General features: G+C 56.0%; 22 protein-coding genes and 1 pseudogene. 2 read left to right on the top strand and 21 right to left on the bottom strand.

Annotation, left to right across the window (positions count from 1 at the left end; genetic code table 11):
* Nucleotides 1–158: 158 nt before the first annotated feature.
* Both ACFQDL_RS23325 and ACFQDL_RS23320 read right to left on the bottom strand, forming a co-directional pair.
* Nucleotides 159–1,124: a 2,4,5-trihydroxytoluene oxygenase gene (locus tag ACFQDL_RS23325; protein ID WP_379911098.1), complete on the bottom strand. Its 966-nt coding sequence runs from the start codon at nt 1,122–1,124 to the stop codon at nt 159–161.
* 133 nt (nt 1,125–1,257) lie between these two features.
* On the bottom strand, nt 1,258–2,124 hold the full coding sequence (locus ACFQDL_RS23320; RefSeq protein WP_379911097.1) for a fumarylacetoacetate hydrolase family protein: 867 nt from the start codon (nt 2,122–2,124) through the stop codon (nt 1,258–1,260).
* A 459-nt stretch (nt 2,125–2,583) separates the two neighbouring features.
* On the opposite strand from ACFQDL_RS23320, the gene ACFQDL_RS23315 reads away from it, so the two are divergent.
* Nucleotides 2,584–3,195: a TetR/AcrR family transcriptional regulator gene (locus ACFQDL_RS23315; protein ID WP_379911096.1), complete on the top strand. Its 612-nt coding sequence runs from the start codon at nt 2,584–2,586 to the stop codon at nt 3,193–3,195.
* A 35-nt stretch (nt 3,196–3,230) separates the two neighbouring features.
* Here the strand turns inward: ACFQDL_RS23315 and ACFQDL_RS23310 are convergent, their stop codons facing one another.
* The 5 genes and pseudogenes from ACFQDL_RS23310 to ACFQDL_RS23290 all read right to left on the bottom strand — a co-directional run.
* On the bottom strand, nt 3,231–5,036 hold the full coding sequence (locus ACFQDL_RS23310; RefSeq protein WP_379911095.1) for a monovalent cation:proton antiporter-2 (CPA2) family protein: 1,806 nt from the start codon (nt 5,034–5,036) through the stop codon (nt 3,231–3,233).
* Between the two features lie 88 nt (nt 5,037–5,124).
* Complete coding sequence (locus tag ACFQDL_RS23305) at nt 5,125–6,081, bottom strand: quinone oxidoreductase family protein (RefSeq protein ID WP_379911094.1); 957 nt, start codon at nt 6,079–6,081, stop codon at nt 5,125–5,127.
* A 200-nt stretch (nt 6,082–6,281) separates the two neighbouring features.
* Nucleotides 6,282–6,908, bottom strand: coding sequence for an isochorismate family cysteine hydrolase YcaC (ycaC, locus tag ACFQDL_RS23300; RefSeq protein ID WP_379911093.1), 627 nt, complete (start codon nt 6,906–6,908; stop codon nt 6,282–6,284).
* Between the two features lie 72 nt (nt 6,909–6,980).
* Nucleotides 6,981–7,313: a pirin-like C-terminal cupin domain-containing protein gene (locus ACFQDL_RS23295; protein WP_379913282.1), complete on the bottom strand. Its 333-nt coding sequence runs from the start codon at nt 7,311–7,313 to the stop codon at nt 6,981–6,983.
* 216 nt (nt 7,314–7,529) lie between these two features.
* Nucleotides 7,530–7,849, bottom strand: a pseudogene (locus ACFQDL_RS23290) (pirin family protein); the annotation flags it as partial.
* A gap of 124 nt (nt 7,850–7,973) precedes the next feature.
* On the opposite strand from ACFQDL_RS23290, the gene ACFQDL_RS23285 reads away from it, so the two are divergent.
* Nucleotides 7,974–8,879, top strand: coding sequence for a LysR family transcriptional regulator (locus ACFQDL_RS23285; RefSeq protein ID WP_379911092.1), 906 nt, complete (start codon nt 7,974–7,976; stop codon nt 8,877–8,879).
* A 348-nt stretch (nt 8,880–9,227) separates the two neighbouring features.
* Here ACFQDL_RS23285 and ACFQDL_RS23280 read toward each other — a convergent pair whose 3' ends face one another.
* The 14 genes from ACFQDL_RS23280 to ACFQDL_RS23215 all read right to left on the bottom strand — a co-directional run bounded on the left by ACFQDL_RS23280 (nt 9,228) and on the right by ACFQDL_RS23215 (nt 21,146).
* Nucleotides 9,228–9,581 (bottom strand): hypothetical protein, encoded by a 354-nt coding sequence (locus ACFQDL_RS23280; protein WP_379911091.1) that lies wholly within the window; start codon nt 9,579–9,581, stop codon nt 9,228–9,230.
* A 271-nt stretch (nt 9,582–9,852) separates the two neighbouring features.
* Complete coding sequence (locus ACFQDL_RS23275) at nt 9,853–10,401, bottom strand: YeiH family protein (protein WP_379911090.1); 549 nt, start codon at nt 10,399–10,401, stop codon at nt 9,853–9,855.
* Nucleotides 10,402–10,409: 8 nt separating this feature from the next.
* The gene (locus ACFQDL_RS23270) at nt 10,410–10,844 is read right to left on the bottom strand and encodes a putative sulfate exporter family transporter (protein ID WP_379911089.1); all 435 of its coding nucleotides are present in this window, start codon (nt 10,842–10,844) and stop codon (nt 10,410–10,412) included.
* A 171-nt stretch (nt 10,845–11,015) separates the two neighbouring features.
* Complete coding sequence (locus ACFQDL_RS23265) at nt 11,016–11,342, bottom strand: NIPSNAP family protein (protein ID WP_379911088.1); 327 nt, start codon at nt 11,340–11,342, stop codon at nt 11,016–11,018.
* 236 nt (nt 11,343–11,578) lie between these two features.
* On the bottom strand, nt 11,579–13,069 hold the full coding sequence (locus tag ACFQDL_RS23260) for a CoA-acylating methylmalonate-semialdehyde dehydrogenase (protein WP_379911087.1): 1,491 nt from the start codon (nt 13,067–13,069) through the stop codon (nt 11,579–11,581).
* The gene (locus ACFQDL_RS23255) at nt 13,066–13,800 is read right to left on the bottom strand and encodes a fumarate hydratase C-terminal domain-containing protein (protein WP_379911086.1); all 735 of its coding nucleotides are present in this window, start codon (nt 13,798–13,800) and stop codon (nt 13,066–13,068) included. The genes ACFQDL_RS23260 and ACFQDL_RS23255 overlap by 4 nt, the downstream gene beginning before the upstream one ends.
* Nucleotides 13,800–14,738, bottom strand: a complete 939-nt coding sequence (locus ACFQDL_RS23250) for a fumarate hydratase (RefSeq protein WP_379911085.1) — start codon at nt 14,736–14,738, stop codon at nt 13,800–13,802. Before ACFQDL_RS23250 ends, ACFQDL_RS23255 begins: the two co-directional genes overlap by 1 nt.
* Nucleotides 14,735–16,408: an L-aspartate oxidase gene (locus tag ACFQDL_RS23245; protein ID WP_379911084.1), complete on the bottom strand. Its 1,674-nt coding sequence runs from the start codon at nt 16,406–16,408 to the stop codon at nt 14,735–14,737. Before ACFQDL_RS23245 ends, ACFQDL_RS23250 begins: the two co-directional genes overlap by 4 nt.
* Nucleotides 16,409–16,520: 112 nt before the next feature.
* Nucleotides 16,521–16,859, bottom strand: a complete 339-nt coding sequence (locus ACFQDL_RS23240) for a succinate dehydrogenase/fumarate reductase transmembrane subunit (RefSeq protein ID WP_379911083.1) — start codon at nt 16,857–16,859, stop codon at nt 16,521–16,523.
* On the bottom strand, nt 16,856–17,167 hold the full coding sequence (locus tag ACFQDL_RS23235; protein WP_379911082.1) for a hypothetical protein: 312 nt from the start codon (nt 17,165–17,167) through the stop codon (nt 16,856–16,858). The genes ACFQDL_RS23240 and ACFQDL_RS23235 overlap by 4 nt, the downstream gene beginning before the upstream one ends.
* 22 nt (nt 17,168–17,189) lie before the next feature.
* Nucleotides 17,190–17,894 (bottom strand): succinate dehydrogenase/fumarate reductase iron-sulfur subunit, encoded by a 705-nt coding sequence (locus tag ACFQDL_RS23230; protein WP_379913281.1) that lies wholly within the window; start codon nt 17,892–17,894, stop codon nt 17,190–17,192.
* A 377-nt stretch (nt 17,895–18,271) separates the two neighbouring features.
* Complete coding sequence (locus ACFQDL_RS23225) at nt 18,272–19,039, bottom strand: sulfite exporter TauE/SafE family protein (protein ID WP_379911081.1); 768 nt, start codon at nt 19,037–19,039, stop codon at nt 18,272–18,274.
* 89 nt (nt 19,040–19,128) lie between these two features.
* On the bottom strand, nt 19,129–20,655 hold the full coding sequence (locus ACFQDL_RS23220) for a tripartite tricarboxylate transporter permease (RefSeq protein WP_379911080.1): 1,527 nt from the start codon (nt 20,653–20,655) through the stop codon (nt 19,129–19,131).
* Nucleotides 20,652–21,146, bottom strand: a complete 495-nt coding sequence (locus ACFQDL_RS23215; protein ID WP_379911079.1) for a tripartite tricarboxylate transporter TctB family protein — start codon at nt 21,144–21,146, stop codon at nt 20,652–20,654. The genes ACFQDL_RS23220 and ACFQDL_RS23215 overlap by 4 nt, the downstream gene beginning before the upstream one ends.
* Nucleotides 21,147–21,160: the final 14 nt, after the last annotated feature.

Below are 21,160 nucleotides of genomic sequence, written 5' to 3'. Positions count from 1 at the left end.
ATATTTATTGTCATTTGGGTCAATCAGAGATTTTCAATTGGCAGTATCAACTGCGTCGGCACCTGCCGAACCTTTTGCTGATATCACAAATAAGTTCGAACAGGACAGAATATAATTTCGAAAATTACGTCTTTAATAGGGATATTATTAATTGGCCCTTACCCTTTATTCAGCGAGTACTCCGAAACCTCCCCAAGAAAATCCTCTACCGACATCGAAGGCCCCCACTGATAGAGACTGGCATCGCAAGCGGCCGTATGCCCCATCGGAGACTCATGGTTGAAAAGATCGCCATCGGTAAAGTGCTCGATAATATTGCCGGAAGGATCCAGCCAGTAGTCGAATATCTGACTGCCCAGCAAATGGCGGCCGATTCCCCAGAAAGGCGTCCAGTTGTGCTCCGCCATCCAGGCATTCCCGAGACACTGCGCATCGAAGTCCTGTACCTCGAAGGACGCATGATGGACCTTGTCCCGCGGAGCCTGGAAGAGCGCGACCGTATGGTGGTCGGTCCAGTCCGGCCCTCGATTGAGTCGGAGAAAAGCGGCAACAGGCGGTTCCTGGTCGTCCGACTCGACCACCAGGTCTGACGGAATCAGGCCCAGCATCTCCCGGTACCAGCTAAGACTGTCCTGCATATCGGTCACACCGATGGCGATATGGCCAAGCCTCATCACCTGTGCCGGTTCTTTAACCGGGCGCTGCACTGCGCCGAACCGCTGCTTGTCCTGGGCCGAATTCAGGGTCAGCGCCTCGCGCATCGGCAGAGGTTCAACCGCCTCCACGCCATGTATGAGTTCGACACGCAGCCCGGCCGGATCGGTCAGTACCACGCGCTCACCGCCGCCAGGCCCGTCGATGGGTTCGATCGGCGAAGCGCCCGGCAATGTCTGTGCAAATGCCAGGTCGTCGCGTTCCTCGACTGCGAAAGCGAGTGTCGAAAACCCGGGCTGCGCCGAATATTCCGCGACATAAATATAGGGTAGCGGGCCGGTACCGCGCATATAGAGTCTTTCGGCGTTTTTATGAGCGGTCACCATGCCAAAGTCCGAGAGGAAGCGCTCGACGGCATCCAGATCCGCATGACGGTAAACAACGTGATTGATATCTTTTATTCTTAGCATTTAACGAACTCCCCGGGCGCACTGCCTTCCATACAAGCCAGGAAAGCAGTGAGGCCCAACTATCAACATTGACAATGATCGACTGTATCTGACCTTTATCCCGCATATCCGGGAAGAGGTCAGGCCGACTAAATCAGGCCAATGCTGCTTCGTCTTCGATTTTATTCTGAAGGGTTCCGATACCCTCTATTTCGACCGTACAGACATCGCCCGGCTTCATGAAAAGTGGCGGGCGACGGGCCCAGCCGATACCCGCGGGCGTACCGCTCACGATGACATCACCCGGCTCGAGCGTAACGGCTTCGCTCAGAATAGAGATCAGCTCGGCAACATCGAAAATCATGTCATCGGTGTTGCCCTGCTGAACCACCTGATCGTTCAGGCGGGTGACCAGAGTCAGCCCCTTGGCCCCCGCGGGCAGTTCATCGGCGGAGACAAACACCGGACCGAAGGCGCCGGTCGCGTCGAAGTTCTTGCCCACCGTCCATTGCGGAGACTTGAACTGATAGTCTCTTATCGAGCCTTCGTTAAAGATCGAATAACCGGCGACATGAGCCAACGCTTGGTCGCGCGGGATATGACGCCCCCGGCTACCGATGACAACCGCCAGCTCGCCTTCGAAGTCGAGCTGCTCGGAAGCGCGGGGGCGAATCATGGCAGCGCCGTGACCGATCAGCGATGTCGAGAAGCGCGGAAAAAAGGTCGGGTAGTCCGGCTGCTCGTAGGGGCTTTCCTTGGTGTGATCGGCGTAGTTAAGGCCGACACAGACAATTTTCCCCGGGCGCTCGATCGGCGGGAGGTACTGAATGGTACCGGCATCGACAACCGGTGCCTCGGCCAGGACCCGCTCGGCAGCCTGCAAGGCTTCGGCGCCTCGTGAAACCAGATCCTGCAAGCCGCCAGGATAGCCCGCGTCGCCCTCCAACAGCCCTCTCATCGTACCCGACGCCTCTACAGCCACCCCTTTGCGTCCATCCTGCTCAAAGTTAACAAAACGCATCACGACACCTCTCAACCGATCTTTTTGATTTGACGGTAAGGTACTGTACCGTACCCTTTTAGTGAACATTAGCTTTGCCCGTGATGTAAGTCAACGAACAATGAGTTGTTTTTTATTATGTTGGTTGACGCTTTGATACTTAATAGCTATTGACCACCACAGCCTTGGCCTGATCCGGTAGACGAACGCCGTCGGGCCTTGCCACTCGCCGTCGAAGCCGCTACCTAACCCTGTTCGTCTGGCTCTGGGCAGGAGGAGACGAGGGAGAATCGGCTCTGCATATCCGGGCTGATATCGATACCGCCGGATACAGGCCGGCTGTAGCGGGTGCTGCTGTCAGCGTGAGGGCCCTCAAGGGCCCTCGACCGGGTTGATGAAATGCGGAAAGGCCTTTATCCTTGAGCACACCCTGAACTGTACTATCCATTACCGTATCTTTTTTGAGAAAGCATCAGACCCATGAATCAGCCGCGGCAGATCGAAAAGCGCAAAGCCATCATCAATGCAGCGACCGAGATGTTTCTCGAATCGGGATATGCAGGCGTTAGCGTCGACGGCATCATCGCGCAGATCGGCGGTTCCAAGCGAACGATCTACAAGTATTTCGGCGACAAGGATGGGCTCTTCGCCGCTATCGTCGAACAGCTGTGCGAGGAGATCGTCACCCCTCTCACCCATATGGACCTCAAGCGACTGTCGCTGCAGGAAGCGCTGTCGACGATCGCACATACCTTTCTCGAGGTTCTGTTATCGCCCCGCACCATTGCGCTGCACCGCCTGATCGTCGCTGAGGCCCCACGGGCACCGGCCTCTGCCCGAACCTTTTTCAACGCCGCACCGGCCACATCGTACCGCTGTCTTACCGAGTACTTTATCTGGGCCGACGGCGCCGGACTCGTGACCCCGGGCGATGCTCATGCCCGGGCGATCCTCTTTCTCGACGCCCTGACCGGCGATTTCCAGTTGCGCAGTCTGCTCGGACTGGAGGTCCCGGGGCGGGTGGAGCAGAACCGGCTGATCGACGAAGCGATCGCCGTCTTCATGAAGGGTATTGCCCCGACCGGAGACTGATGCCGTCAATCGGTGCCGGGCCAGGGCGGAGGGTATTAGCCTTTCTTCGTAACATCGGCCTCATCGGACGCGAACAGGGCCTCCAGTTCCGCACGGGCATCCCGAGCCGCCTGAATCACCGCCGCCTTGTCGTCTAACACCGCCTGCTGGGCCTTCAGCACGTCCTCGTCGTGCCGCTGGAACCGCTTGATGCGAGCATCCGCCTGCTCGGCACTAAGCCCCAGGCCGACCAGGGTCCTGCGGCTCATCTCCAGGCTCGAATGGAAGGTCTCGCGAATCGGCGCCACGCCCAGCCGATCCAACTGCAGCGCATGCTGCCGATTGCGCGCCCGGGCGATCACCCTGATATCGGGATAGCGCCGACGCACCAGCTGCGCAATTTTGACGGTGGTCCCGGGATCGTCGGTGGCGATGACGAACAGCTTCGCCGATCCGGCGCCGGCAGCGCGCAGGATCTCCGGCCGCAGCGGATCACCATAGAAGATTGGCATCTGTTCTACACTGCGCGAGAGCTCGATGCTTTCGACCTCCGTATCCAGTGCCACGAAAGGGACACGCTGCGCATGCAGAATACGGGCGACGATCTGTCCGACCCGACCCATGCCGGCGATCAGGACACGCGGCTCGTCACTGTCGATATCCCGGTAATCCTCCGGCACCTCCCGGGGCTCGGGCTGCGGCCGGACCAGACGCTCGACCAGTATCAGCAGCAGCGGGGCAACGGCCATCGACAGCGTAATCGCCAACACCAGATAACCATGGACGTCGGGAGACAACAGTCCCTGATCCTGCGCCATCTTGAACACCACGAAGGCAAATTCGCCCCCCGTTGCCAGCACGACGCCAAGCCGCAGCGCACTGCGGGCATCGAGCCCGCCCAACAGTTTTCCGACCAGCCACAGCAACGGCAGTTTCAGCAGTATCAGTGCCGCGGTCAATGCCAGTACCGCCCCGGGAGCCACGAGCAGCAGCCCCGTATTCGCGGTCATGCCGACACTGATAAAAAAGAGCCCCAGCAACAGTCCCTTGAACGGCTGGATCTGGGATTCCAGTTCATGGCGGTACTCGGAGTCGGCGAGCAGCAGGCCCGCCAGGAAGGCGCCCAGGGCCATGGAGACACCCGCCAGCTCCATCAGCCAGGCGGTACCGATCACGACGAGCAGCGCAGTCGCGGTCGAAACCTCCTGGATACCGGTCTTGGCCACAATGCGAAAAACGGGACGCAGCAGGTAACGTCCGCCCAGGATCACGACGCCAATACTGCCGAGCACCTTAAGCACAGACACCCAGCCGGTATCCGCGGTTTCGCCACTGCCGGCACCACTGAGCAGCGGCACCAGCGCAATCAGCGGAATGGCGGCGATATCCTGGAACAGCAGGATAGCGAACGCCTGCCGGCCATGGGCGCTGTTGAGCTCCTTGCGCTCGGCCAGTACCTGCAGGCCGAAGGCCGTCGACGACAGGGCCAAGCCAAGCCCCAGCACGACCGAGGCCTCAAGGGACTGCCCGAATCCCAGCGCCGCAACCGCGCCGATCAGCAGCGCGGTCAACAGCACCTGGGCGAGGCCCGCGCCGAATACCGACCTGCGCATGACCCATAAGCGTCGCGGCGACAGCTCGAGCCCGATGATGAACAGCAGCAGCACCACACCCAGCTCGGAAATATGGGCGACACTTTGCGGATCATCGATCAGGCTCAGCACGGACGGGCCGATCACCACCCCGGCCAGAAGATAACCCAGCACCGCCCCCAGCTTCAGGCGCTTGGCGAGGGGAACGGCAATGACGGCTGCGGTCAGGAAAACGACGACCGCCTGTAGCAACCCGCCTTCATGTGGCACGGCGGCCTCCTCGGAATAGTTGTACGAGCCGACGGCAGCGGCCAGCCCGTTTCGAATTGACCCGGAGGGCGTTATACCGGCGCCGGCATCAGGGCACCAGTACGACCTTACCGGCGCGCCCCTCATGACAGGCGCGATAGGCGTCAATACCCTGCTCCAGCCCCCATCGCGCAATGCCGCCCGTAACGCACTCCCCCTGCTCGAAATACCGGCCGATACGGTTCAACATCTTTGCACAATCTTCAACGCTGTACAGTGCCGAATTGATGCCGACGATCATGCCGCCGCGACGGTACAGATCCAGCACCGGTACCTCGACCACACCGCCGGCGGGAGCCGCGATGACCGCGACACGCCCACCGGGGCCAATCAAACTCACCGCTGCGGCCAGCCAGTGTCCGGTCGTATCGAACAGAACGTCACAGGCCTCCCCCGCGAAAGCCTCACCGATACGGTTGCCGAGGCTATCGGCGGGTTCCAGCGCAATGGCGTCGACGCCCTGCGCACGCAGTTCATCCAGCGACTCCGGTCGGCGCACCGCCATCACGGAGCGGGCACCAAGCGCCCGGCCGAGCTGGTTTGCCGCCGACGCCACCGCGCCTGCGCCGATGATCAACAAACGAGTACCGGCATCGACCTGACAGCGCTGCAGCGCATCGAGCGCGGTAATGAAGGGCACGCCGCAGGCGGCGGCCTGGCCGAAGCTCAGGCAGGCCGGTTTAACGGCTACGGCCCTCGCCGGCAGCGTCATGAACTGCGCATGGCTGCCATCACGGATAAAACCCAGCTCACGCCCACTGCCCCAAACTTCCTGGCCAAGCAGCGGCTCCGGCCCTTCGACGACGATGCCGGCGAAGTCCCGGCCCGGTATCCGGGGCAGCGTCGTATACGGAAAGAGTCCCAGTACATTCTTGACGTCACTGGGGTTCAAACCCGCCGCCTTGATCTCGACCAGTACCTCATCGTACACCGGTACCGGCTGTTGCAACTCCACCAGCCGCAGGGCCGACAGATCTCCGGTGGCATCAAACTGCAGGGCTTTCATGTCCGGTTACCTCTTTTCCAATCTGTGCCATGACTGAGCATGCAGAGCAAACAACGTCCAGCGTCGGCATTGCGGCATATCGCCGCCCTGTCCCCCGGCCTGGCCAAAAAAGGGGCGGAGAATCCGGCCTGACCGAATCCCCGCCCGTTATGCCGGCAAGCCCGATTCAGCGGGCGCCTGCAACCTGCCGGCGTTATCGATCAGTTACCGCCCTGGAAAGTGCTGTAGCTGGAAATCAGATTGCGATAGTCCGGAATATGGTTCGAGAACAGCGCGCCGAGCCCTTCGACATCGTTGCGCCAGTCGCGGTGCAGCTCGCAGGCGGCGCCGAACCAGGTCATCAATTGGGCACCGGCGGCCGACATGCGATCCCAGGCCGCATCGCGGGTCATGGCGTTGAAGGTGCCGGAAGCGTCGGTCACCACGAAGACCTCGTAGCCTTCCTCCAGCGCCGACAGCACCGGGAAGGCGACGCAGACTTCGGTCACGACACCGGCAATGATCAGTTGCTTCTTGCCGGTGGCCTTGACGGCCGCGAGGAACTCCTCGTTGTCCCAGGCATTGATCTGACCGGGACGGGCGATATAGGGCGCATCGGGAAAGATCTCCTTCAGTTCCGGGACCAGCGGACCGTTGGGGCCGTTCTCGAAGCTGGTGGTCAGAATGGTCGGCAATTCGAAGTACTTCGCCAGATCGGCCAGCGCCAGGACGTTGTTCTTGAACTTGTCGGGTTCGATGTCCCGAACCAGGGACAGCAGCCCTGCCTGGTGATCGACCAGCAGCACGGCGGCATCGTTCTTGTCGAGACGGACGTAAGGCTTGCTCATGGGATTTTTCCTCGAGGTTAACTGGGTGCTTGTGCACCGCTTTTTGCCCCGTCGCAAAAGGCGACAGGGCGGCTACTCTTTGGCGATCCTGCCGAAAGCACCGCTATTGAAGTCGCGGATGGCTTGCGCGATCTCCGCTTCGGTGTTCATCACGAAGGGGCCGTGCCCCACGATGGGCTCGTCTATCGGTTCACCGCTCAACAGCAGCACGACCGAATCGGTGCCGGCTTCGACATCTATGACCTGCCCCTCCTCGCCCAGCACCGCCATCTGGGCTTCGCCCACCTCGGTACCGGCATTGACCCGGACCTCGCCGTGAAGAACGACCAGCGCTACGCTCCAACCGGCGGGCAGGGTAAACTCGTTGCGGCCACCGGCCTTCAGCCTTAGATCCCAGACGTTCATCCGTGTAAAGGTCTGGGCCGGCCCTCGCTGGCCGCTGTACTCGCCGGCGATTACGCGCAGGGTTCCGCCGCGAGCGGGAAGGTCCACCGAGGGGATATCCCGGTCGAGGATCGCCTGATAACGAGGGGCGATACCCTTGTTCCGTGCCGGCAGATTGACCCAGAGCTGTACCATCTCCAGCGTCCCCCCTGTGCGGGTGAAAGCGGGAGAGTGAAACTCTTCGTGCAGTATCCCGGCGCCCGCGGTCATCCACTGGACATCGCCGGGACCGATCGTGCCTCCCTCGCCGGATGAGTCGCAGTGCGCGAGCTCCCCTTGTAAACGATAGTGACGGTCTCGAATCCGCGGTGGGGATGCTGACCAACTCCACGGGGCTTGTCCGACGGCGCGAAATCCATCGGACCGGCATAGTCGAGGAGGAGAAAGGGGCTGAGCTGCTTACCCTGGCCCTGGTACGAAAAAAGAGAACGTACGGGGAAGCCATTCCCCACCCAATGAGTACGCGGTGCATTGAAGACCCCGAGTACGCTTTTCATGCCAGTCTCCCGTTCGTTTCAGAATAGACGCTTTCGTAAAGCATAATTTCGCTGGACGGTGGCGTGTAGCGTGCTAAATTGCACTGCTGAGTCCTAAATATAGAACGATGGATAGTTGCCTCCAATGCAGGACCTGAACGATCTCTACTACTACGTGCAGGCCGTAGACCATGGCGGATTCGCGCCGGCGGGGCGTGCCCTGGGCGTGCCGAAATCCAAGCTCAGTCGCCGTATCGCCCTGCTTGAGGACCGCCTGGGCGTCCGGCTGATTCAGCGCTCAACCCGCCACTTCAAGATGACGGATGTCGGCCAGACATACTACGATCACTGCAAGGCGATGCTGGTGGAGGCCGAGTCCGCGCAGGAAGCGATCGACGCGATCAAGGCCGAGCCTCGCGGGCTGATCCGCCTGACCTGTCCGATCGCGTTACTGCACGCACATGTGGGGTCGATGCTGGCCGATTTCATGGTCCGATATCCCCATGTCAGGATTCATCTCGAAGCGACCAACCGGCGCGTCGATGTCATCGCAGAGGGAGTGGATGTGGCGATTCGGGTCCGACCGCCGCCGCTGGAAGACAGCGAACTGGTGCTGCGTGTGCTGTCGGACCGGGGCCAGTGCCTGGTCGCCAGCCCCGCTCTGATTGAAAGACAAGGCGTACCCGCCGCACCAGCCGATCTGGTGAAGTGGCCCAGCCTCGGCCTCGGCGAACCACAGCAATCCTATAGCTGGATACTGAACGGACCCCATGATGCCAGGATCACGCTGAACCACAGCCCCCGCTTCGTCACCACCGACATGGTCGCCCTGCGCAATGCCGCCCTGGCGGGCGTCGGCGTCGTGCAGCTGCCGACCCTGATGGTGCCGGATCAGCTGGCGGACGGCTCACTGGTCCGGGTGCTACCCGACTGGTTTCCCCGACGGGAGATCATCCATGTCGTTTTTCCGTCACGCAGATGCCTGCTGCCTTCCGTGCGGGTCCTGATCGATTATCTCTCCGAGCAGTACGCTTCTTTCGAGGAGGACTGAGTCGCGTTACGGGCACGACTAAATGTCGGTGTCTCGAAATGAAACCATTTCTTCCCGAGTTGACCTACTGGGAGAATGGGATAGACTCCCCTTCCATCGGCATACAGGAGCCAGAGATGCGCGGACATTCTGGTTTCGGTGGCGTTCGCTTTGGCCTGCGTCCAATGATGCAGCATCCCTGCTTCAGATATTAACCTGCCGGGTTAATAACGGTTCGGATATATAGACCTTCACCGATTTCGATCACCTAGCCACGACAGACTGCCCCTCCATTGTTCAATGCTCTGCCGGAATAACTGTATACAATATTCCAAAATACTCCGCAGCGCGCTTGACTTTATCAAGGAGTCAAGCCCGGTCAAGCGGCAGTCCATGGTCGAAAAAGGCCGCAATGTTGGCTTTCAGGCTTAGTGCGATACTCGAAGCGGCAGGTGAAGCTCTACTGACCTTGATGCCGCGGGCCCTGGCCGCCTCGAGGTCAATGTTATCAGCTATGATGCCAGCGAGGGCGATCAGTTCCAGTGAGGCAGGTAGCTGGTTGATCAGGTTCGCATCAACGATATCCTGCTCTGTACAAATATATACACGAGTACACTTTGAAACTTCGCTGTTGACGTTCGAGAGCACTCCTAGAGAGATCAGTTGACAGGTCTGCTCGGAAGTCAGGGTTGGACTCACAACAATATCGGCTTTGGGGAACATTTTTAATTTCTCTATTATTAGACTTGCATCGGCAGGATTATTTTTCCCAATTAAAAGCAGTGCTATTTAAAAACCATACAAAGGTGGCCCTACTTATTCAGAACCTACTATACAGGCGTATAAACAGATCTATTCCGAACCTATTTTAGTACCTTACCTGTCAGGTTCTTATTATTTTTTTGCCCCCCCTAACGCTAAAAATCATGAGGTTAACGAGTAATTTAATAAGACCGTTTATCGATAAACACCTACACAATAAATAGATTATTTATCAACCAGCCACATATCGATCCACGACTAACCATATACCAACTAGAAGAGCGAGAAAAACAGTACTAGCGACCATAAGCAACATCGGGCGCCACCCCATTTCGGCCAGCTCCTTGAAGGAAGCTTTCATACCCAGCCCCACCATGGCAACGACCAGGCACCAGCGCGAGAGCTCGATCATTGCATTGCTGATAGATGATGGCAGGTATCCGCCACTATTAAGCAGTACAACAATGACAAAGGCGACCAGAAAGCCGGGCAAGGGCAAACCTGACATGCCCCTGTTCCCAGTTCCCGAACGCTGTCGTGCAACGATGACCGAGATCATCACCACCACCGGAACCAGCATCGCCACCCGCAGCAGCTTCGAAAACGTAGCGACGTCCCCTACGTTGTCGGAGACCATGTAGCCCGCGCCCACAACCTGCGCGACATCATGAATGGTCGCACCCAGAAAAATACCACTTTCCGTTTCACTGAAACCAAAATAGCTAACGACCAATGGATAAAGAATCATCGCCGCGGTGCTCAGAGCCGTTACCGAGATCACCGTGAATATCAGATTTTTTCCGCATCCTTGTTCTGGGGCAACACCGAGGCTACGGCCAGGGCTGCTGACGCACCGCAAATGCCAACAGAGGCGCCCGCCAGCACGCTCTGTGAGCGGCCAAGCTTCAGCCACTTGCCGCACAGGACACCGAAACCGATGGTCGCCGGCACAGCCACCAGCACGATGGCAATGGGCGTAATCCCAAGTCCCAGTAACTGTTCAATGGTAATTCGGGCGCCAATCAACCCAATGCCAAAACGCAGTACCGCCTTGGCCGAAAAGGCAATGCCCGCGACACAACGGCCTTCCAGCGACAGGTAGTTCAGTGCCATGCCCATCAGCACGGCATAAAGGATGGTGGGGCCACCGTAGTGCTCCGATACGAACGTCGCCGCCATACCGACGACAAGGCACAGCACGAAGCCCGGCAGCAGCTCCGCCACACGCGTACGCAATCCGGTGAACCGACATGAAAAAAAGAACCTATCGACTGAATTCATTCTGCTTCCCAGTGTATGCGAGAAAGGAACGCCAAAGATAAAGACGCATTATTTTTAGAATAAAAAAGATAACAGGCCTATAAGCGAACTTACCCAAGAAAGGAATAGAACTGTTTATTGATCGGTGCCACCGATGGGGCTCCAGGCTTCTGGGATGAGGATTTTGTTTTCAATACTTTGCACCAGCGGGCGCATTTTCAGGGCGTATTCCAGCCACTCCTCACTGGCCTGCAGTTCCTGGCGACGTTTCCATCGATCATCCATGGACTCGTAGCCCCACATATGAATCACCTGATTCAGCGGGCCAATATCGGTATGAAAATACCCAATCATATTACCCAGAATACGCACCTGCACATCCTTACCCAGAGTCTCGTACAACTTTAGAAACTCGCCAAGCTTGCCATTCTTAAGGGTATAAATTCGTTCATCGATAAACATTCTTAATCTCCAAAAGGAAAAAGGTCTTTCAATTTATCATATAAAATCGCTTTCAAAAGACGCAATAAGATCCCGCCAAAGGAAAACGGGGGCGAACGCTCCTGCGATGAAAACCAACAGCTGGAACCAATGACCTATAACCAACTATCAATCACGAGTATCTGGCCGAAAATACATCATGCAGAAGCGTCCCTGCTTCATCGACTAACCCTCCGGGTTAATCGATGAGTACATCATTACTTCATGGTCGGCATGGAAAACTGCGACTGACTGCTACCGGCCTGCCAGCGGGAGGTAATCGTCTTCAGCTTGGTAAAGAAACGCACCCCTTCCATGCCGTGCATATGATGGTCACCGAACAGTGAGCCCTTCCAGCCACCGAAGCTATGGAATGCCATCGGTACGGGAATCGGGACATTGATACCCACCATGCCGGCCTGAACCCGGGCGGCAAATTCGCGAGCTGCATGGCCCTCCTGGGTAAAGATGGCGGTGCCATTGCCGTACTCATGGCTATTGATGAGCTCCAGCGCCTGCTCATAGTCATCAACTCGGACAACAGCCAGTACAGGACCGAAGATTTCCTGCTGATAAATCCGCATCTCCGGCGTCACCTTGTCGAAAAGGCAACCGCCCATAAAGTAGCCTTCACCGTGCTCTGGGTTCTGTACATGACGCCCGTCGACAACCAGGTCAGCGCCTTCCCTGATACCGCTGTCGACAAAACGCAGCACGGTGTCCAGGTGCTCCCGCGTCACCAGCGGGCCCATCTCGGCGTCCGGGTGGGTACCCGGAAGCACCCTCAGGTCTTTGAGTCGGTCTTTTAGTGCAGCCACCAGCGGATCAGCGATATTCCCTACGGCAACCGCGACTGAGATGGCCATACAGCGCTCACCGGCAGAACCATAGGCGGCCCCCATGAGCGCATTCACCGTGCTGTCCAGATCGGCATCCGGCATGATAATGGCGTGATTCTTGGCACCGCCCAGCGCCTGTACCCGCTTGCCATGCTCGATACCGACCTTTTGTACATAGCGGGCAATCGGTGTGGAGCCGACAAAGCTGACGGCACTGATCGCCGGATGTTGCAGCAGGGTATCCACCGCTTCCTTGTCACCGTTCACCACGTTGAACACACCCGCTGGCAGGCCCGCCTCAGAGAACAGTTCCGCCAGGCGCAGCGTGCTGCTCGGATCTTTCTCGGAGGGCTTCATAATAAAGGTGTTACCGCAGGCGATGGCAATCGGGAACATCCACAGCGGTACCATGACCGGGAAATTGAATGGCGAAATACCGGCACACACACCTACGGGCTGGCGCACAGACCAGCTATCGACCCGGGTGCCTACGTTTTCGTTATACTCGCCCTTGAGCAGGTGCGGAATACCACAGGCGAACTCGACCACTTCGATACCGCGGGTGACTTCACCTTTGGCGTCGTCCAGAACTTTGCCGTGCTCCTGTGAGATCAGCAGCGCCAGCTCGTCGATGTTCTCGTTCAGCAGCTGCAGAAACTTCATCATGATGCGGGCCCGGCGTACCGGCGGCGTAGCAGCCCAGGCCGGCAGTGCATCGGTCGCGACCTGAACAGCCTCTTCTACTTCTTTTACGGTCGCCAGGTTCAACTGCGCATTCTGGAACCCCGTCGCAGGATTAAATACCGCACGATTACGTTCGCCGCGACCGGTAACGGCCTCGCCATTAATATAGTGCCCTATCTGATTCATTCGTTATTATCCTTTTGAGTTGGCATCGCATTTACGAATTTGATGGGTTGTGTATCTGGCTCACCGATAACTTCATCGCCACGGTTGGTTGTTTCGCCGTAACGCTTCAAAGCCGGTGGTTTAAGGCCGGCATAGAGCTTTTCGAGCTTGGCATTGATCGCGCGCTCGTGTTTAACAAAAAGGCTGTTGCCTTCACGGTCGTTATCCACGATAAAGGGGCCGATCTCGTTAACTTCAAAAATCCACATCGCCTGGGCGATGCCATTTTCTTCCAGCCAGTGCACATCTTTAACACGGGTAATACCACGACCGAGTAATGCGCCTGCACCATAGCCCACGGTCGAGAGATAGCGTGCGCCGTTGGGCATAAAGACATCGCGGTAGGCCTCTTCCGGCATTCCGCCCTTGCCGATAATGATTTTTGCGCCCGAGGTTTCGAACCAGTTTTTCATCCACTTTCCGAAGCGAAAACTGGCAGTCGCCGTGACAGCCCCCACATCGTAGCCGCCTTCATTATTCGGGCTTGCCGCCGGAGAACAATGGAAATTGACATTGGAAATGGCGCGGATATCAACGGGCAGCTCTTTGCCACTTTCCAGGACTTTTTTGTAAACCCCTTCCCGGGCGGTATAGATTGTACCTGTCAGATAGACAATATCGCCCTGCTCCAGGTTGTCGACATCTTCCTGGGATACAGGCACCTGCAGTTTTACGACTCTCATATTGCTCATCAGATACCCTCCCGGCGGTAGAAGTCGGTGAACCACTGTGGGTCATCCCTGAATTCAACCCGGCCATCGCTATAAATACGGGCAGCGGCACGGCGGGACGAATGACAGAACGAATGAATGCTCATGGGCATGCCGCCGGTGTGGGTGTATGCCACCTCAACATGACAGTCGACGACGAGCGTCTGGCCTTCAAACCCCATGGGGCCCATGCCGATGCCGTTACCGAGTTCCTTGAGCTCCCGCTCCAGCTTGGCAACGTCCGGATCGGGGTTAACATCGCCGACAACGCGAAGACAGGCCGCCTCTTTGCCGATACGCATGCAGGTATCTTTGTTGCCACCCAGGCCCACGCCGATAATGGCCGGCTGGCAGGCCAGTCCACGACGGCCAAAAGAGGCCATGGTGTCGAGGAAGAAGCGCTTGATTCCGTCAATGCCATCACCCGGGAACAGCATGCGGTAATCGGTACCGAACAGGCCGCCCTTGTGCACGGTGATGATATCGATCCAGTCGCCACCGGGCTCGAACGTGTACTCAATCTCCGGGGCGTGAATACCCAGGTTGTTGTTGTTGTCCTGGCGCGTTAGCGGGTGCACACGGTTCGGACGCAGTGGTATTTCCTGAGTACCGATAGCCACCGATTGGCGCACGGCGTTTTCCAGCGCTACAAAGCCACCCTCTACCACGGCCTCGTTCCCCGCCTTGACATAAAACCGCGGCAGGCCGGTATCGGCACACATCGGACGCCGGTCCTTTTCGGCAACGTCGTAGTTGTCCAGCATGGTCTTGATGACAAAGCAGGAGAGGTTTTCAGTTTCCTTGCTCGCGGCCTGCTGCAGGGCACGCTTGTAGTCAGGCGGAATATCAATGGCAGCCCGGGACATCAGCTCCGTTGCCGTTTCCAGCACCAGCTGCTGCGGTATGGGATTAATACTCATGATGCGACTCCAATTTTATTGTCGTTTTCTTCCGGTATGAGTGTCTGGCCTGGTCTAACGCGGGTAAATTCAACCGGTATTTCCGTCACGGTAATAGCGTCACCGTCCTGCCGAACCCGAACATAGGTTGAGGTATCCAGGTCGCCCTTTTCGGGGTAATCATCACGAAAGTGGGCGCCCCTTGAGTTCTTGCGTAACTGGGCCGATTTGATAATCGAAAGGCTGACGCTGATCTGTGAATGCAGGTTCAGCCAGTCGTGCCAAGTCTGGTTATAGGCCTTGCCCTGATCGGGAATACCCAGTCCCATGAGCTCTTCCCGGATGGCCAGCACATCGTCATAAGCCCGCATCAGCCCTTCCTCATTGCGGATAATGCCGGCGTCGTCCCACATCTTGTCGAGCAGGCGATAACGCAGCTCGGTCAGATCACCCGGATTCTGGCGGAACGGCGTGTCGATGAACGCCAGCGTTTGCGCGATTCGATTCCGGTCAGGTTCAACGAACTGCCCTTCCCGTGCCACCCAGTCGGCCATGACATCACCGGCGATGCCGCCATAGACTGTCGAGTTGGCTACACCGTTGCCACCCAGGCGATTGCCGCCGTGTACACCACCGGCATCTTCCCCTGCACAGTAGAGCCCGGGCATTGCGGTTTCGCAGTTTACGTTCACCTCAACACCGCCCATCATGTAGTGTGCCGTTGGCACCACTTCTACCAGGCCACCGGCAAGATCCGCCCCCACATCCTTGCAACGACTGACCATGCCCTTGAATTTCTTGCGCACATTGTCGGGTCCCAGGTGCGCCATGCTGATATGCACGCCGCCGCTTTTGGTCGTATTGCCCTTGCGCATCTCGCGATAGATGGAGCGAGAGACAACATCACGGGTGGCGCGCTCACCACGCTCGTCATAGGCATGCATGAAGCGCTCTCCCTTGCCGTTGAGCAGGTGACCGCCCGCGCCACGCAGACCTTCCTCCAGTACCGTACCGGTTAGACGCGTACCTTCACCGGCCAGCAAGCCCGTGGGGTGGAACTGCACCATTTCCATATCACGCAGATTGAGACCCGCCCGCAGCGCCATGGCCAGACCATCGCAGGACTTTTCGCCTGACGGCGTATGATAGCGGTACATGGTGGGCCCGCCCCCGGTACCCAGCATCACGGCCTTGGCTTGCACAAGCAGAGGCTTGCCGGTGCGGATATTGAGCATCAGAATGCCCGAAATCCGGCTGCCGTCTTCTGACTGGATAATCTCGATGGCCCGGTGATCCTCTAGCCTGTCGATAGGCCTTGACCACACCTGCTCGGCCAAACGGTTGATGATTTCGATGCCCGTCAGGTCGCCTTTGTGAATGGTGCGATCGAATGTCTGGCCCGCAAACGCCTTGCCATGCAGGGAGCCGTCGTCAACACGGTCAAAGAAGCATCCAATCTCGTTTTCAAGCTCAAGCACTCGCTTGGGCGCGGTTTCAACGAGCTTCCAGGCCAGCTCCTGATTGGGGATCCAGTACCCGCCATGGATGGTATCCATAAAATGGCGTTCTACAGAGTCGCCATGATTCAAGGCAACGTTGTACCCCCTGCACCATTCGGGTACAACCGCATTTTCCCAGCAGCCCTTTAACGGCCACGGTAATCTTGAGCTCAGGATTGCTTTTATAGGCATGTAGTGCGGCGAACAAGCCAGCGCCGCCAGACCCGAGAATCAGAATATCGGTTTGTTTTGTTTCAATAGTCATACCGTCTCCCTTGCATCCTCAGAGGACACAACAAGCTGTTTAAAATGCCCTGAGAAGAAACAGGCAACCCGTCGCCGCAGCGCCGGTCGCGGCAACGGATATCAAATATCCTTGCCACTCTTTCCAGGCAAAAAACTCGATGACGAGCAGGCGCACACCGCCTAAAAGGTGAACCGAAAGCAAACCCACCAACCCGGCTTCGGCAAACTTGACCAGAGGGGCATCAGCCCAATAAAGGAAACCGTCCAGCACCTCGCCTCCCTGGAGGATCAGGCTTAATACCAGAAAGTGAAACGGCAGGAAAAGCGCCAGGGCAACGCCTGACCAACGCTGAACAAACGAGGCCCAGTATTCCTTCTTATCGCGGTTGGTTTTCACAGCACCAGCCCTCCTACTGCAGAGATACCTGTCACGCAGAGCATCAGGAAAAAAACTGTCAGAATGAGGTTTACGCTCGCCCCTCTCCACCCCAATACCTCAAATGCGACCGTACGCAGGCCAATGGAAGAATGAACAGCGGCTGCAATCGTAAATACCGAGTAGAAAACTCCCATGGCATAGTTGCCGCTGGTGCGTTGCAAGATTTCAGTCGAAGACAGTCCCCCTGAATCGCGATAATCATGCCTACCAGATGCACCACCACAAACAATCCCAGCAACATGGCGCTCACACGGTGCAAGAACCACAACTTGAACTCAATTCGATTGCTCATATTTCCCCCTTCAGCGTTGCAAGGGCTACCGTCTTTTTCAGGCCCGCAATGGAGCGTGTAGGGTTCAGTTGCAATGGACAACGGGCCACGCACTGGGAGTTGGTATGGCAGTTCTGACAGCCGCCATCACCACTCACGGCCTTCAGGCGCTCGGGGTTCGCGAAGTCTTTGGCATCGTTGATCAGCGACCAGGCACGATTGAGTGCCGCGGGGCCCAGATAGGCGGGATTAGACTCCACCACATCACAGGCGGCGTAGCAGCAACCACAATTGATGCATTCGATAGCTTCGTCGACTTTCGCGCGCTGCTTGTCCTGCGGCTTGATTGGCGCAAACTCCTGCACCGCAGACTCTGCTGGCTCAAATCGGCCTTTGGCTTCCTGCCACTTGTCAAAGAATGGCTCCATATCCACCACCAGATCTTTGACTACCGGCAAGTTAGCCAGCGGCTCAAGTGTCAACCTATCGTTCTGTACCACGTTGCTAACCAGGGTGCGGCAGGTCCAGCGGGGCTTACCATTAACCTGCATTGCACAGGAACCACACATGCCTACCCTGCAGGCAAAGCGATACGACAGGGAACTATCAACGGATCGTTGAATATGGGTCAGAAGATCAAGAATTGTCTGCCCCTCAACAAAAGGAACCTGAAACTCTTCATAACCGCCCTCCTCTTTTCCTCGCCAGACCGATACGGTTATTTTTTTGATTATTTTCCATATTTTTTGCGCCTCACCGGAAATAGATGACTACAGAAATACTGGCTGCTGATTCATGCTATTGATCATATAATCACAAACTTACTTATGCTAACCATATAAATTTAACAATAACTTAAGATTATCTTATAAAGAGGATTATGGGCAGCCCGATCGCCCAGGGGAAAAACGAGCCTGCAGCGGTACTTGATGGTTTACTGGCACACAGCAGCCTCCCCAACGGCTGGATGCGGTAGTTACAGGACATGGAGAAAATATCAGTACGTAGAACAGAGCGCCTGCTGACGCCGGGAATACATCTCCCGGCGTCAGGCATCGCTCAGAGAACCCTACGGAAAGGGACTATCCAAAGCGGCCTCTTAAAGCAGCAGCGATCGGCCAGCCAAAAATGTTCCAAACAGAAACAGGAAGATCCAAATAACTTTTTGAAACATATCGGCATCAAGACGATGGGTCAATAGATGACCAAGCACCGTAGAAAACAATGCCAATGGCAAGAAAAGTAAATAGAGGCCAATCAACCGAGGGGTAATCAAACCCGACGAGAAATAACTAATAGGAATCAGAACACCACTTAATATATAAAATCCGCTAATCGTACCTTTAAACTGCTCCTGGCTCCATCCTCTCAGCCCACCATAAATACTAAAAACGACACCGCGCAGGGCGTACGCTGACCCGAGCATGCCAGCAAGGCCACCGAACAAATAACTCCATCCATTGGATTTTAGCTGCAACTTAGATTTAGGCCCTAAACGCCATATAGCCATCGCAACGAGCAAAACACCGAGCAGCCCCTTGATCACTGCTTCGTTGCCTAAATTCAACAGCATGACGCCAAAGGGAATTCCGGCCAAAGCAGCAACGGACGTACGCTTAAGCGAACTCAACTGCAGCGAGCGCCGATCCTTCCAAAGCGCATTAACCGATATGGTTGTGGAAAGACAAAGAATCAAAGGTACCGCTTCACGTATGTCGATGAACATCGCTAGCAGCGGAACCGCCAGCAAACCGTCTCCAAAACCAATTGAAGCTCTTAACAATAGAGCGAAGAAAAGTATCAATCCGATGTAGCTGAGGTTACCCAGTGCCATTGCCTGACTAATTGACGACGCGATATATTCCATTTATTTGTTCTCTAAGAGCAACCGGAAGCTTCAGCCACAAAGCTGAAAATAGGCCACCGGAATATCAGTGACCCATTCCAGAATATCCCCTAACCTTGCTTGACTGATTTACTTCTGCCAACCATTTCTGAGGATTCTTTCCTGGCAACAAGATTACTCTTGATCAGAAAGAACAGCGTAAACGTGGTTAACGTCCAAAACACCCAGGTAATCACACTGCGAAACAGTATGTTAAAATCACCATTAGACATCAACATCGACTGCCGGAAGTTATCCTCAAGTAAAGGGCCCAGTATAAAAGCGATCAGGAAAGGCGCGGCGGGCACTTCCAGCCGCATCATGAGATAGCCAAGGCCTCCCAAGGCAAACATAACCATAATATCAAACATCGAGTTATTTACAGCATATGCCCCGAAAACGCAGAGTACCAATACCGCAGGCATGAGTATCGACTTCGGAATATCTGCAACAAACTTGAAGATACGTATGGAGAACCCGCCAATAAAAAACAAAAAAACAGAACTCAAAATCAAACCCATAAACAGCGCATAAACGAGACTGCCATTAGTCTCAAACAGCATGGGGCCAGGTTGAATTCCATGAATCATAAAAGCACCGATAATGATCGCCGTGATAACATCTCCAGGAATACCCAATGCCAACAACGGAATCAGTGTCGAACCGCAGACACCATTGTTACCTGCTTCCGCTGCGGCAACACCTTCAAGCTCGCCTTTGCCAAAATTGTCCTTATTAGGAGACTTTCGTCTCGCCTCGCTGTAAGACAGAAATGCAGAAGGTGCGGCACCTATACCCGGAATGGCTCCCAGTATGGCGCCGATGACGCCGCCCCGACAGATCGACCGGAAGCAGCGTTTGTACTCTAAGAAGGTAACGTTATTGCTACCCAGTGCTCGTACCTTTCCATGGGCGTCGGATGGGTTCATGGCAAAGGCAATAATTTCCGGCAGAGCGAACAGTCCGATCAGGACAACGATGAAGTTCAGGCCGCCCATCAGGTTTACATTGCCCATGATAAACCGATCCGTGCCGTAGACTAGATCCAGGCCGATAGTCGCAAGCAACAACCCCAAGGCAGCAGAGACCAGGCCTTTCATCAACTGGTCACCGGATATTCCGGCGATAATCATCAACGAGAACACCATCAGCGCGAAAAACTCCGGCGGCCCGAAACTCATTGCAAAGGAGGCCAGCCAGCCCGCAAACATAATCAACGCAAGGTTCGATACGATATCTGCCGTACAGGATGCGTATAACGCCATACCCAGTGCTTTACCCGCCTGGCCCTTTTCCGCCAGGGGATACCCATCCAGCACCGTCGCACTGGAAGCCGGCGTACCGGGCGTCTTGATCAGAATCGCAGGGATGGAACCACCAAATACACCGCCTTTGTAGACACCCAGAAGTAACAGAATACCCACAACGGGCTCCAGCGCGAACGTAAAAGGTAATGTCAGCGCCACCGCCATGGTTGCAGACATACCGGGAATAGCCCCGCAAATAACACCGATAGCGACGCCGATCGCAAGTGCAAGGATACTTCCCGACTGAGCAACAAGCGAAAAAGCTGCCATCAACGTATCCAGGAAATTCATGGCAACCTCGCAAATTCACTTTGGGGTATATCGACACCCGCTACATGATAGAAAAAGGCATAGAGTGCCGCTGGCAAGAAAAGCCCGACAACGACTGCCGTAAAGCGATATCCGGTTTTGCAAAATGCTATTGATAGCAGTATATACGCAAGACTGGAACTCCAGACCATTCCAAGATAGGGTAGAGACAAATAGTAGCCGGAAAGAAAAACAGTAAGAACGGATAAACGAAAAACGTTTTTATATGAGATCCAGTCAGAAGGCTCGTCCTGAGACTCAAGTTTTTTCCAAAACGTTATATTTAGCAGCATACATACGCCAATAATCAGTAATACCCATGACACAACCTTAGGCCAGAACGCTGGATCAAGAACCGCTATGGATACGGATCTAGGAGAAACAATTGCGCCAGGAATCAAAAACAGTATAAGCAGAAGGCCAAACAATAAGGCGCCCCCGCTGGTGATCAACTCCTTTCTATTGATGGGCATACAAGCAACCTCTT

Source organism: Marinobacterium aestuariivivens (assembly GCF_042661465.1).
Lineage (GTDB): Bacteria > Pseudomonadota > Gammaproteobacteria > Pseudomonadales > Balneatricaceae > Marinobacterium_A > Marinobacterium_A aestuariivivens.
The sequence above is the reverse complement of the archived record's forward strand: the minus strand, read 5'-3'. Positions and strand labels throughout refer to the sequence as shown.